Here is a 14,501-nt window from a genome sequence, read left to right as displayed (position 1 = left end):
TGTAAGCGCCATACAAACGTGTATGGCGCTTACTTGGAAACTGGTTAACGAGCTCCGATGGAACTAGTACTCCGCGTTGTTGCAGGCACCGAAACAGGTATGTTCGTGCCACAGTAAACACGGAATTTGCGGACGGTGGGCTTTCCTCCGCTTAGGAAGGTGTACGATCGATTGGCAAGCATGTTTATACGCTTCCCTGATGTAATATCTTCCAAAACCATTTTAACTCCGACTTTTGGAGCTATCAGGTTGTTCCAATAGACGTTGACATTAGAATTAAGAACATCAGTCGAAACCGAGAAGTTCCACATAGTGTAACCGGGGCCAAGCTTTCGAATATCAACCGCCATATTCGCGCTGCCCGTATAGGGTTGCATCGAGAGGCTTACAAACGGGCTAACCGATGGCGGCTTCTCAATCTGTGAGGTTCTTAAACTTGGGCGCAAACTAAGACCGATAAAGTTCTGGGCATCGTCCAAATCACCAGTCTGAGCGGCCAGTTTCATCAACCATCCGCCAGTGCCTACTAAAGTGGTAGCCCAATCAGTTGTTTGTGCGCGTGAGACGCCCGATGAAAGAGGCTTAAGGATCATCCTACACGGCTGAATGACTTTCAACCAATGCGCTTCCCATGCTCTCATTCGTCCAAGAGGCGCCACATCAAACTCATAACCTACACCATTCCAACGCCAAAGTTCACCACGAACAACACCTTTGTTAATGGCCTCCAGTAATGAAAGTCGATAACCCGGCACATCGAATTGAGTTGTAGACCAATCAACATCGAAGGGGAACGGATTACCAAATAGCTGCCAACCAGGCGTTAACTCGATGTCATAGGGAACACTTAAGCCGGCTTGATCAACAACAACACTAATATCTCCACCAAGATCAATAAACCAACCAAGACCTAGTGGCGGAATAAAATCAGAACCGCCGTCCGGATACATTCCTGGAGAAGGCGGATTAAAGCTAGCACGCTCATCTTGTACCCCTGATGAGGTATAGCGAGCCCACAAGCCTGATCCATCTTCATAAATCCATCGATATAAGCGGAAGTCAGGCCCAAACACTGATTCCGGTGAACGTTCTGCCATTCCATAAGGAACGGAAATCATATGTCTTCCCTGTCGCAACAAATGCGGAACAACCGAGACCAATACTGTTTTGGTGATAGAATAAGTCGAGTCAACTGCGCTTGTACCGGTCACTTCAACCGTATGAGCGCTATCTAGACCTGTCGGGGACAACATCAAAGTAGTACTTAAGGTTGAGGTCATCGGATCGGTCTCGCTTACAACAATTGGATCTTCGATAACAACTGGTTCACCGTCAACTGTCACTACTAATGAGTCAGGGTTCATGTTGAAAAAAGTAAAGTGAAATGGAACAACCTGTGTTTCGATCTGCGCACCGGTTAAAGGCGTATCAATCGTTATATTTAACTTAATCAAACCGGCAGCCCTAAATGTTTTAAAAACATCAATGACGCCATAGCCATAGATTGCGTTCGGAACAGGTTGCCCCAGTGTATCAGCGCCGGCTTTAAGATATTCGACTATCTTGTTGGGCTTAATCCCAGCAGATAAACCAAGCGCAACTGCTCCTCCTGCGTAAGCGACGGCGGCAGAGGTACCCTTAAAGTTCCAAGTAATCGTATTGCCTTTATCTAGCCTCAAGCAACTATCTGTCGGGCCACCACTTTCACCACCCGGCGCAGCAAATTCAACTTTACCAAAGTTGGAATAGCTGGCTTTGCGTTTCGATGAATTTACTGCTGAAATACTAATGACTTCTGGATAACAAGCAGGACGTACATTATTAATGGTAGTGCTAAAATTACTATTTCCAACAGCCGCCAGGAAAATAATCCCTTTATCTGTTAACGACTTAATCAAACCTTGCTCTGTTGGATCACCAGCAGAGTAGATGCCCTGAGCCTGAACGATAACGTCCGGTTGGGGCGAATAATCGAGTAAGTACTGATACGCTCTTAGAAAAGTAAAGTTATCCGGTTCACTTGTTAATGACGTGTCATATACATCCTTAACCGGAAGTATTTTAACGCCTTCCCAACAAACGCCGGCAATACCAAGCGAATTATTTGTAAGCGCCGAAATGGTACCAGCCACCCACTGTCCGTGAAAAGCGCTCGCTATATTCGGTGGCGCCGAAACATCAGCATCCATATCAGCAACGTCATAACCGGGCAAGAATCGCCCTACCATATCGGTATGAGTAACTTCAAAGCCACTGTCAATAACGGCAACTACGATTTTACTTTTACCCTTTTCAAGATTCCAAGCCTCTGGGAGCTTCATCATAGTAAGCGGCCATTGGCGCGAGAAGTATGGATCATTCGGGGTTGCAAAATTTACGCCAACCAAGTTTGGACGTGCATAGCTAACGCGTGGGTCTTGACTTGCATAGGCTGCCACATCCATTACCGCTGCACGCCCGCGCTCCCCAGTTTCATATCTAGTATAAGATAGTGTTCTAAGAAGATAAGTATCACAGCTAGGCAGAGAGTCAATAATAATAGCATTCATAGACTCGGCGACAGCTAGCGCATCATCCAGGGTTGTACCTGGTTTCAGAGTGATGACAACTTCGCCGGGTCGGAAGCCAGGCACATATCCAGAGCTGACCGTAGGACTTACAGCAGCAAAGCCGCTACAAGCGATCATAAGGACAGCTATGATAGGCACAACATATAAAGGAGTGCGCCGAAACATCTTCAGTCACCTCTAACTTTAGTATGCAAAGTACCATGTAATACAAGGCAACTTGCAAGGGTCGATATTATCTTACAGGACTATCTTACAACTTCTTAGCACAGCGATAAGGCGAATGTACTAATCGCTATATCGCTGGATTCAGTTCGTCACAAAATTTATTTTATTATCTATGGGCCTAACATCACGCCAGGCCCATAAGTGTTATTCAAAGAGCACTAACACTCACCTGAGTGACTAGGGCGGCGGCGGCGGAAATTCAACTGACTGGAACTGATAAGCTTGGCTCCAAATAAACCGATGACCATGGGTATCGGGGTATGGGCCTGGATTATCTTGTATACGACTTGCACCAACGCGCCAATAGACATTCGGGAAAGTACCTACGGGATGCGTAAAGTTCTCAAAAGTACTTCTAATGTTAAGAATTTCTGTTGCAATCATACCAGTCGACTGAACAGTCTGCATGGGTCCCCATGTAAACAATTTATGACCTGAACTTGATGATGCAACAAACGTAGGATCGGTCGATACCTCAAGGAAGTACTGATTCGCCCCACTTACCGCATTCCACGAAAACTTCGCAGCCGTTAGGAGCACTGAAGAGCTTCCATTAGTTGGAGTGAGCAACACCGGCAAATTCAAAGGTGTTGCTAATCCAGAAGGATTAGAAGGATCCGTTGGAAAATACTGAGTACTTGTGGCTCCGTTTGGACTCTCAAGCGGGTCAAGACTATACACTAAACCAACTTGGAACACATACGAATTACCAGGAACGATTCCTGGCACGTTATCAACATTTTGATTATTTAAATCATCAGAGCCAATCTTCGCAGGCGCAGGAAAGTCGAGGGTCGCCTTAACTCCTGGTTCTTCAATAGCATAGTGTTGATTACCAGCAACAACATCAACTGGCGCTCTCATTCCACCAACCATCTGGTTAAAGTCGGAACGATAAATAAGCCAGTTTTGAGCAGACTTATTGCCCTTCGCAAACAATGTTGTTGCCCAACTCAACCTAACGGCAGCCCCAATAGGTACTTGCGGGCTATTAACAGTTGTAACGTTTAGCGCCTCAGCTTTAACAGCTTCTGTCGCAGACGTTCCACCACCGCCGCCGGCCATTACAATAACAGCAACACCAAGAGCGATTATAACCGGCATCAACATCTTGCCAATTCCGCCGGGTTTGGCTATTCTAGGTTTTGATAACGCTACTCTGTCGCCCTTCATTTTATAACTAGGCAATTCAAATGCTGCTCTTGCCTTATCGCCAGGAGCAACACCCTTATACTCAGTAATGATTTTGGCTATACAGCTATCAGGTTCAACTAGAGTAATCTGTACCACCGCAACCTCTTCTTTGTTGCGGAGGATGATCATCTTCATGCCCTCTTTGATGCCTTCACGTTGACCTTTGTTAAGGAGGATGTTATGGCTTCCGGACATATTAAGAACAGTAGCCTCGGGAAGTGTAAATGCTTTTAAGGAGTTTACGGCTTCAAAGGCTGCTTCCGCAATGGCTTCTTGTATAAGTGTATCGTCCGCGCCACTATAACCGGGACGGGGCGAACTCTTACCAGAACCATATGCGCCATTAACCTCTAAACCCGAAGCAACATCGATCACACGTACAGAAATAACAACTTGCGCAACCTTCGGATTACCGCTCACCTTAACTGATTCAACTTGTCCAAAGACAATATTTTGAACATCAAGTGCGCTGCCTAATCGAAGAAAGCCTAACTTATTGAGAGGCAGATTAAGTTGCAGATTCTTCAACTCTTGATCGACTGTACTCCGAGGAGTAATATCATAGCGATTTGTCTTGTTGAATTCAACAGCAACCGAATCGGAAGCTAGACGACCTAATGACTCGTCAGCATTTCCTGATTTTACCGTGAAATCAATGACTGCCCATCTTGATGTCCCCAAAGTATCCCCTGAAGTAACTTGGGCAATAACATCACTGCAAACGGATAGTATAAGCGTTAAGATTAGTAATTTACTAATCATGCGGCCTAGTTGAGAATGAATTATTCGTCGCACTTAGCCGAGTACCTCCTTATGATTAATGACGTCTTCGACGACAGCTTCCATTGCTGATGTCTCGACTATACCTTTGTTCCAGATTGATTCATCTGCCATTCATACTAAGATGGCAGATTGACGATATATTTGTTATCGACCGCGACTGGGTGCATTGACTGATAGCACTCGGAAGCGATAGGTTCCTGCTTGTTTAGCATAGAACGTATAATTCGCTTCATTGCGCATATTTATACGTTTACCTGATTTCAGGTCAACAAGAGTCAAAGCAACCCCGTGTCCAACTCCGCTAATACCAGGCCAACTAATTGAAACGCTGCTATTAGGAACTGTGATATCAACTTTCAATTCCCAAGACTGCGAAACGGATTTGGCGCTTCGAATATCAATACCAAAGTCACCGGCAAACTTTCGCCACTCGGGATGAGGAATACACATTGATATGTATTGTGAATTTACTGTACCTGGTTTTTGAGCATCGAAGCGATTATCAAACCCAAGAGTTGCCTCAGGTAAAACACCGATATAAGTTCCGCTGTCTCTCATTCCAGCGCCTTCAGCTACAAGCTGTAAACGCCATCCTAATTGATCAGCTACGCTTCTTACAGCGCTAACCGGCGCCATAACAGCGCTATTGAGACGTCCTGCCGGATCGATGACAACTGTAATCGGTTGGTAAACACGGATCCAGTAACCAACCCATCTCTCTAGGTTGTAGGACGGGATTCTATCTCCAGCAATTTCACTCCACAAAGAGGAAGCCAAAAGCTGTCGAGCGGTTGCCGTATCCATATCTAGTGTTTCAGATAAATTGAGAGGATTTTTTACTCGCGCACCGTTAGGCTGTGAGGGAGTGGTAAACCAGCGAACGTCAAAGTTAAAGGGATCGCCAATCAAATTCCAACCCGGCTGAAGCGTAATTTCAAATGGTAGCGCTTGATTACCGGCATCACCCTCTGTAATAAAGGCAAGTGACTTCGTATCCTGGACATAATATCCATTACCTCGCAGAAGGTCATTCGTGCTTGGCATGTTAGGATAGAACTTAAAGCGACCGATGTTCGTTATCCAAGTGAATAATCGGTAGTTACTCGAACCACTCATCAAGGTCTTCGGATCATCTGTATAGTTGAATGGTGTTGAGAAGAGTGTCAATCCAGCTGAGATTGGCTTTAACGGATCGAGATAGATATTCGTGGTATAGGCCGTTCCACCCGATGGAACAACGACTGTTACATCCGAAGGTGTATCATAGCCAAGTCCGTTTACAAGCACTCTTATTTTGGTCGAACCGGTCAGCTTGAAGCTTGTACCGAATTCGAAGTTATATACGTGTCCACTCCCGATAAGCGATGGGGTAAATGTTGTTGTTTCTCCGATAACGACATTACTCTGAAGCGCCTGAACGGTCAAACCAGAAATTGGCACTGCGTCGTTTCGTCGCAGCACATAACCTCTGACAACACCTGGAGGTGCAACAACCAAAGTAATATCGAGAGTTGTCGTTTCGTTTGAAGTCACGCTAGCGCTTGATGACTTGTTGATGAAACCAGGCGCAGTTACGAGAACAATCCAGTTGCCCGCGTCCAGTTCGTTACCAAAGTCATACTTGCCATCAACACCAGTAACAATCGGCCCCTTAGTAATCGTGGAGGTGCCAGTGCTAAAGGTAGCGGTTACTGACGCGTTCCTAACTGGCAAACCATCTTCGGAACTTGTAATCGTTCCATTGAGACCACCAGGATAGGGTTGAACGACAAACCACTGTGTCTCATCGTTAGTCCAATTAAGTGTTATGTTCGAAGATATATTTGCACAGAGGCGAGCAGGTAGGGTCGTTGGTCCAAACCCTTGACCAGTCGCATCGACTGTTATACGCCATTTCCCAGTTCCAAGCTGTAAAGAGTAGACGCCATTTATATCGGTAAGACCGATAACTGTACCGTCAGGATCAATCGAACCCTCTGCGGTATCACAGTTAGGATCGTCAGCGACTAAACCTAATAGATTCGCAGTCACTTTCGCGCCAACCACAGGCGCTTGTGTCTTGTCGACAACTTTACCCTTTAATAGTCCCGGCGGCTCCTTAGTGATAATCAAGTCCATCACTTCTTGGTCGCCACCATTGAAAATCTCCCAGCGTTCTGGGTGCATAATGCGGAAACCCGGTTTTACTGCATTGAAATCGAGGTACATGGCCGAAGGCACGCCTTCTATCACGTAGTTGCCTGAGCTGTCAGTAACGCCAGTCGCAACAATTTCACCGAAGTGATATTCGTCGGTAGCGCTCGATTGAGTAATCTGCACCAGAACACCTGATTCAGGCAATCTTGTTCCCGTCTGAGGATCGATCGAGTAGACCGTTCCTCGGAACACGCCTGTCAGGAACCAGTCGGCCCAAGTTAGCATAAACTGAGAACGACGCGGCCACTCGACGAGTTTTACATAAAGTTCAGGAGGAATAGCCGGATCCGCTAGATTTGGTGTTGTCGTCGCAACGAACCGGTCGCAGATTCCTTCAAAGCCAAAGGCCATGTAGATAACTTTGCTACCCTTAACGACATCTTCATAATAAGAGCCTGCTACTCCAGAGCCTTCTCCTATACTGAAGTAACCAAATGAAGGACGTCCCCCGGTTGTGAGGGTGACACTGTCAATCCACCCATTGTTCCATGCACCCGTTCGACTGCCAAGTAAAGCCCCTTGGATAGGAGTTGGGCGAGCGCCCATAGAGCCGACTACTGGGTTAAGCCCAGTTATGAACGAGGCGGGGTCAGCAAGTGGCGCATCTGTGAAGTCACCCCACTGCTGCGGAGCGACCCCCTGGCCGATTAGCCGAGAGGCTGCCACGTAGTGCCGGTTTGCCACATAGGCTCTGCTGATATCCAGCGATGTATCTGTCTCGTACGCAACTCTTAGGTATGTGTTGAGCCACGGGCTTGCTATTTGACCACCGCGGGTAACCGCCCAAGCGATCTCCTGACCGCTCAATATCAATTTCCCGCCGCCATCTAAATAGGTCGCTATATTGGCCTGGACTGCAGCCGAATCGATTGAATCATTATTCGTTAAAAGATCTCCGGAGTAAGGACACGCCCAAGCAACATAGTGGTCAGTTACGAACACCTTATGAGTACCGCTCACACTCGTTGGGCCAGGCTGTAGAATCGTTCTCGGCATATAAGACTGTAAGATAGCGACAGGAACGGGACCACGGCACTGAACACGCCAGATATCAAAAGTAGTGGTACCCGAACTACCAAGAGTCGGATCACCAGGAGGCAACTGCATTTGTCCAGTAGGATCTTTAAAGCTGAAAATAGGACAAAGATTATAGAGAAGCGAATCGACCGCAGGTTTTATATATCTAGTCTGATTTTCGTACATAAACGGGTTGGTTGTCCAATAGGACTCGACAGGTTGCCAACCTACGCGTATGGCAGTCTTACCCAAATTCGGGTTGATATTCCTGTCCTGCGCAAATATCTGGCCGGCAATATAGTCGGCAACGAACAAGCATCGGTTGCCGCCAGTCCACGGTCTAGTGGTAAAGCCGCGGATATTATCCCACACCATCTTGTTGTCGCTGACATCTTCAGCATAAACGTCCATATAGAAATCACGGCCTGCATAATAAGACGGTGTAGTCCATGAAGCGGTAAAGAAGCCGTCCTCGGCAACTTGTCCTTCCGGCTCATGACCACCTGCGGAAATCGGACCGTCATCATAAGCCTGCAGCACATACGGCGTTTCTAGATCAGCATCAGCAATCGGACTTACATACTTGTTGCTTGCGCCATTAAAGCCGCCGCCTTTAAACGCTAATAGGTCAGTCGTTGGCGGGTTTGTTTCCTCATCGTTGTCGATGGGTAGCGCCTTCTGTCCAATTTCGACCCATGGACGAATTGCGGTTATGCTGGACTTTATATCCATGAATCCTGTGTAAGAATCGGTCGGTTGAGGTTCCTCTGGTGAGGGAAAGTCGAGAGCATAAATCTTAAGATCAGGGTCCTTGAACTGCAGGAAGACACTTTTCATGCCGAACGAATCGCTAACCGGAATTCGGAATATGAATGTACTGCCTGGCGCTTGCTCTTGGACAGGATTTCCATCCACATCTAAAACTTGAGGGATCGCATCAAGCGTTGGAAGATAATTATCGTTAAGTAGACTGGTCCAGATATCATGCCTACCCTGAACCTCTACTCCATTCACTTCTTTTGGCCGAGTTGACTGATAAGTAAGTTCCCAGTCCCCATCAGTCAGTAACGGGAAGAACGCCGCAGTCGGATGCTCCGCACCACCGTTTGGATTTGAAGTATCGGGGTCTGGACCGCCTGGATCGACTACAAGCTGGTACAGGTTGTTACCATAAGTAGTTTCGGGTTGATACCCCGCCGCTCGGGAGTTATACCAAAAAATGTTCCAATGATTAGGTGTTAAAACGTAATCTGTATCAACGAACTCGCGGTTTGTCGAAAATACAAAACCTGATTCGCTTGCGCTACCGCCCACATAGTTCCATACCCAAGCCGGCTCTTTCTCTTGAGTTGGAACACCATCAATGGTTGTTCCGGTTAATTGCCCTGACCCAGTCACGCTTGGGCTGATCACATTAGCGACAAACCAAATGTGCGACTCGCCGTTATCATAACGCCGAGTAAAGACAACGGTAAGCCCGTCCGGTGACCAAGCAGCATCAACATCATCAAAGTTTTGAGAACCACCACCAAAACCAGAATAGATATTAACCAGTGTTAAAGACGGGTTTGGTATATTCGTTTTTCCCCAGTAAAGACGGTATCGTCGACCTGGGTTGGAAGTCGAAAATCGGTTTGACGAGAAAACAACATTAGAACCGGAGGGATTAAGTGTTGGATGAATGTTGTTACCGGGGTTCGACTGACTGGTGATCTGGATTCGGCTGCCATTGGTCAGGTTGCGAATGTAAACATCGAAGTTACCGGCGCCGGCAACTCGGCGTGTGCTATAGGCCAATAGATGACCGGTGTTCGAAATCCAGGGATACATCTGGTCGCCGTTCGCCTCATCGGTGAACCTGTCTAAACCGGTAAGTTGGACGCCACTAAAGCCATCCGTATTCGTTTGCCAAATATGATAAGCGACACCTGGCAAAGCCAAACGGCCGGTTTCAACACTTCTCTCCCTGGCGTTACTAGCAAAGTATAAAACTGCAAATTCCGGCCCATAAACGGGCTGGATGTCGTTCGTCGGGGCTTGAGTGACGTCACGCACCATAGGCTTTGATGCACGGGTAGACGCCGCACGAGTTACGTTACTTTTCAAAGGGTTGGTTAGGCCATCTGGCCCCGGCACCCAGTTGCCGTACGAAGGAGGTGGGCCAATAGCTTTGGCAACTTTGCTACCCACACTAGTTGTGCTTCCCGAGGAAGCTGGTAGTCCCTGCGCAAGCGCGGCTACCCCCAAACAGATGCCGAGAACAAGAAGATTAAATCGCATAATGACACCTGAATTACTCACTTGTTACCTCACCCCTCAAAACATATATAGACGGGATATATTCTTATGATGCCTTAAACCCATTTCGCACAAACACTGCCGCTATTATAGCACTTTGCTATAGCAAGCGGAAACCTTTATACAGAAGAGTCTATTAAACCGACGCGCAAAGTATATGAAAGTTCCGTCCAAATACGAAGGACTTCGCTTCTGACTACATTTAAAGGATAACTTGTATCGACGATCCAATCCGCAAAGGCTCTTTTTACTGATGTGGGAAGTTGGCTTTGGAGGTAGAGAGCTGCTTTATCACGATCGCCTAAACGCTGTGTGAGGCGCTCCAATTGAATTGTGTATCCGGCAGATGCAACAAGAATCCGATCGTACTGCCCTTGAATACCTATCTCAATCAACAGCGGCGCCTCGACAACGAAAATCCCTCGCGACGTCGAGCGAACTTGCTCAATCTCCTTATATATAGCCGCTACAATCGGCGGATGCATTAGCCGATTAAGCCTTCTTCGCGCCTGCGGATTGTTAGCAATTAGATCTGCCAGCAACCCTCTCTCGAAAACTCTCAACTCAGACGCGAATTCCCTGTGTACCCTTTCCCACAGATCCGTCCCTGGACAAAGTAGCTCTTGAGCCACTGAATCGGCGCTTAGCGTTTTTGCGCCGAATTCGTCAAACATTTTAAGGACAGTTGTTTTGCCGTCGCAGATACCGCCAGTGACGGCAACCACTTGCGTATGTCCATTCGGCTCTGGGCTATTATCCTTATGCGCCAGGGTCACACGCTGCCACCTTTTCTATCACTTAAGAAATTTAATGCTACAAACCCGTAACCTTAGCGCCCTCCCCCCTGCTTGCTTCTCTTTTCACAGGAGGGAAGGACAACTCATTAGGTCGCAAGACCAGTCAAGCTACTCAGCCGTCTCAGCATTATCATCGGCTAAAGTAACTACAGGCTCATTCTCTGCAATCGGCTCTGCTGCCTCAGGCACAACTGGAACATCCGCAGGAACTTCAACTATCGCTTCGGCAGCAGCTTTCGCTGCAGCTTTGGAAACTTTAGCCGGTTTTTCAACAGGAGCTTCCACTTGTACTTCAGCTGACACTTCGGCTGTTACTTCAACAGGCTCGGCAGAGGCTTCCGGTTTGGATTCCTCTAATAGACCGCGAAGAGCGCCGAGACGATCACCGATAGTTGTGCCGCCCTGCTGCTGTCGGGGCATATGCTTTTCAACTTCTTGTCGTTCGACATGCTGCTGGAGCGCTTTTAAACTAAGTACCATGCGTCTCTCATCGGGACGAACGTCCATGATCTGAGCTTCTACAACTTGGCCTTTTGAAACGACATCGCCTGGCTTGTTTATGCGGCGTTGAGCCATTTCACTGATGGGAATGAAAGCTTCCACACCCTCGGGTAATCGCACAAAAGCTCCGCTTTGAACGAGGCGAGAGATTGGAAGGCTCACCGTCGCGCCAACGGTGTAAGCATCCGCAACCAGTGTCCATGGATCCGGTAATACTTGGCGATGGCCAAGCGATACCTTGCCCGCATCGGCATCGGTGCGAAGTACGATAACTTTAACCTTATCGCCTTCCTTCATCACTTCCGATGGGTGCGCTATTCGCGCCCATGACATCTCACTTACGTGCAACAATCCATCAACCCCGCCTAAATCAACGAAAGCGCCGTAATCGGTGATGCGTCGAACTGTCCCTTCCAAAATCTGCCCAGGCTGCAGCCTGGCGAAGACTTCCACTTTGCTGGATTCGCGCAGCTCATCCTCTGCAAGTTTGTTTGAGAGGACAACCTTGCGACGATCGCGATCGATTTCAAGCACCTTCAGCGGTAGACTTTGGCCGACATATCGCTCGATATTACGCAATCTGCCGTTTCCGACATGAGTTGCCGGAACAAATCCACGTACGCCGACATCAACCACTAAACCGCCTTTTACTCGCTCCGTCACCATCGCAGCTATGGTTGTCTGCTCTCGAAGCACTGTTTCAATCCGATCCCAAGCGTCTTCAAAATCGGCTCTTCTCTTGCTGAGAATAGGATTGCCCTCCTCGTTCTCCGCTTGCAGAACGACGACATTAATCTTTTCCCCAACAGTGACCACGCCATCGGTTGATTGAATCATCTCATTCGAAAGCTCGTCAAGAGGGATAACCCCTTCGGACTTGGTGCCGACATCAACTAAGACACTATCCTTATCAACATGGACCACTGTGCCTTCAACAAGATCTCCGCGAGACAGTTTTTTGAAATTCTGCGCATAAGCATCTTGCTCCATGGCTTCAGCCATAGTCACCGCAGCGGGTTCACTTGGCGTCGCGCTTTCAGTAGACACAACTGGTGTTTCTACTTCCGGTGCGTTTTCGCTCGTCGTTTGTGCTTCCTCGGATGTTGCTCCGTGAAGCTGTTCCTCGTCATTAAAAAACATGTTACACTCCTTGCCTGTTATCGCGTGGAGTTCAACCAAGCCGTTTACGAAACCGTTGCACGGTAGGCTAAACTTTTTGCCCCCAAATATGTTACACAATTTTTCATGAATCATGCTATAAACTAAAAAATAGAAAAAAGCAGGATTCTTGAATTAGTTTCGCGAAACTATTATTGGGATACGCCCAGGTCGTCGAATCACCCTGCTGCTGATCGCAGCATTCAAGGTTGGGAACAATGATACCGGATATTATAGCAAAGAAGCGAGAAGGCCTTGAGCTAACTTATGAGGAAATTGCTGCAGTAGTACTAGGATATTTAGATGGACTAGTTACCGAAGCTCAAACAGCAGCCTGGTTAATGGCAGTAGTTCTGCGCGGTATGTCTTCGCGTGAAATCGCTGATTTAACCGAATGTATGCGTTTGTCAGGCGATCAGCTTGATCTTTCTTCCGTCCCTGGACCTCATATCGATAAACATTCCACCGGTGGAGTTGGAGATAAAACTTCTTTAGTGATCGTGCCTTTATTAGCCGCAGCCGGGGCAACGGTAATTAAAATGTCTGGACGAGGCTTGAGCTTTACGGGAGGTACCGCAGACAAGCTGGAAGCTATCCCCGGTTTCCAAACTGAAATGGATATCGAACAGATGCTCGAACAAGCAGAGCGTATCGGTGCATGTATGGCGACCCAAAGCAAACGATTGGTACCTGCCGACAAAGCCCTCTATGCTCTGCGCGATGTGACTGCAACAGTGCCAAGCATCCCCCTCATTGCATCAAGCATTATGAGCAAAAAACTAGCCGCTGGCTCTGAAACGATTATTCTCGATGTTAAAACAGGAATCGGTTCGTTTATGCCCACATTAGACGAAGCCCGAAAACTAGCAAAAACACTTATAAGGATTGGACGAGGCTCTGGAAGAGCTATGGGCGCATTAATTACGGATATGAACCAACCCCTCGGTTCAACTGTCGGAATCGCTTTGGAAGTTGCCGAAGCAATTGAAACTCTCACACCTGGAGGCAAGAAAGATGAACGGTTCTATTCTCTTTGCCTGACCCTATGCGCACATAGCTTACGACAAGCTAAGCAAGTTCAAAGTGTCGAAGAAGGGGAAGCGCTTGCTAGAAATATAATCGAATCCGGCGCAGCTCTTGAGAAGTTCAGGGAAATAATTATCGCCCAACACGGCGATCCCAAAGTTATCGAGAACCCTTCCCTCTTACCCAAAGCGCCTATCAAGCATACGGTTATGGCTGAAAAAGAAGGTTACATTGCCAAACTCAACGCACGCACAATAGGCCAAGCATCGTTAACCCTCGGGGCAGGAAGAACTTTCCTCGACGCGCCCGTGGCACAAGAGGTTGGTCTGGAAATTCACAAACAAATCGGTGATAAGGTTAAACCCGGCGATCCTTTAATTACCATTCATGCGCGAAATAATTCCGATGTGAAACCCGTCATCACCGCTATCCAATCTGCCTACGAATTCTCCCCAAGCCCAACCACTCCGCCGCCCCTAATCTATGAGGTCTTTGCAGACTAAGAAGTTGGTTATATGATTACAAAACCCGCTATCAATAAGAACTATTACCCTCTGGGCTGCTGCTTTCCAATTTTAATTCTTCAGGACTTATAGGTTTAATATGACCATCAGCATAAGCAACATTGGCTTTGTCATTATGCCGATAGTCGAATAAGTCGAACCCACCGCTTTGATTCCATCCACCGGAAGAGTCGAAAAGCATAACTGAATAAGACGGGCGGTCGATATCGGCA

General features: G+C 47.5%; 7 protein-coding genes. 1 reads left to right on the top strand and 6 read right to left on the bottom strand.

All coding sequences use genetic code 11. The features are described from left to right. Nucleotides 1–44: 44 nt before the first annotated feature. The 5 genes from WCO51_00500 to rpsA form a co-directional block, all read right to left on the bottom strand. Nucleotides 45–2,735, bottom strand: a complete 2,691-nt coding sequence (locus tag WCO51_00500; GenBank protein ID MEI6511741.1) for a S8 family serine peptidase — start codon at nt 2,733–2,735, stop codon at nt 45–47. Between the two features lie 237 nt (nt 2,736–2,972). Further along, nucleotides 2,973–4,784: a hypothetical protein gene (locus WCO51_00495; GenBank protein MEI6511740.1), complete on the bottom strand. Its 1,812-nt coding sequence runs from the start codon at nt 4,782–4,784 to the stop codon at nt 2,973–2,975. A 132-nt stretch (nt 4,785–4,916) separates the two neighbouring features. Then, complete coding sequence (locus WCO51_00490; protein ID MEI6511739.1) at nt 4,917–10,265, bottom strand: carboxypeptidase regulatory-like domain-containing protein; 5,349 nt, start codon at nt 10,263–10,265, stop codon at nt 4,917–4,919. 137 nt (nt 10,266–10,402) lie between these two features. Beyond that, a complete protein-coding gene (gene coaE / locus WCO51_00485; protein MEI6511738.1) occupies nt 10,403–11,059 on the bottom strand; it encodes a dephospho-CoA kinase in 657 nt (218 codons plus the stop codon). Nucleotides 11,060–11,188: 129 nt separating this feature from the next. Then, nucleotides 11,189–12,721 carry a 30S ribosomal protein S1 gene (rpsA, locus tag WCO51_00480; protein ID MEI6511737.1) on the bottom strand — a complete coding sequence of 511 codons (1,533 nt, stop codon included), beginning with the start codon at nt 12,719–12,721 and terminating at the stop codon, nt 11,189–11,191. A 236-nt stretch (nt 12,722–12,957) separates the two neighbouring features. Between rpsA and WCO51_00475 the strand changes: the two genes are divergently transcribed. After that, nucleotides 12,958–14,268 (top strand): thymidine phosphorylase, encoded by a 1,311-nt coding sequence (locus WCO51_00475; protein ID MEI6511736.1) that lies wholly within the window; start codon nt 12,958–12,960, stop codon nt 14,266–14,268. A gap of 31 nt (nt 14,269–14,299) precedes the next feature. On the opposite strand, the gene WCO51_00470 is transcribed toward WCO51_00475, so the two are convergent. Further along, on the bottom strand, nt 14,300–14,501 hold a 202-nt coding region (locus WCO51_00470; protein MEI6511735.1), incomplete at its 5' end, for an H-X9-DG-CTERM domain-containing protein.

Source organism: bacterium (assembly GCA_037131655.1).
Taxonomy (GTDB): domain Bacteria; phylum Armatimonadota; class Fimbriimonadia; order Fimbriimonadales; family JBAXQP01; genus JBAXQP01.
Note: the sequence above shows the minus strand (reverse complement) of the source record. Positions and strands in the feature narration are given on the sequence as shown.

Bases quoted from the DNA above. Each gene is read 5' to 3' on its own strand.
- WCO51_00475 (MEI6511736.1), top strand. From the start codon at position 12,958: ATGATACCGGATATTATAGCAAAGAAGCGAGAAGGCCTTGAGCTAACT.
- WCO51_00490 (MEI6511739.1), bottom strand. From the start codon at position 10,265: ATGCGATTTAATCTTCTTGTTCTCGGCATCTGTTTGGGGGTAGCCGCG.
- WCO51_00500 (MEI6511741.1), bottom strand. From the start codon at position 2,735: ATGTTTCGGCGCACTCCTTTATATGTTGTGCCTATCATAGCTGTCCTT.
- rpsA (MEI6511737.1), bottom strand. From the start codon at position 12,721: ATGTTTTTTAATGACGAGGAACAGCTTCACGGAGCAACATCCGAGGAA.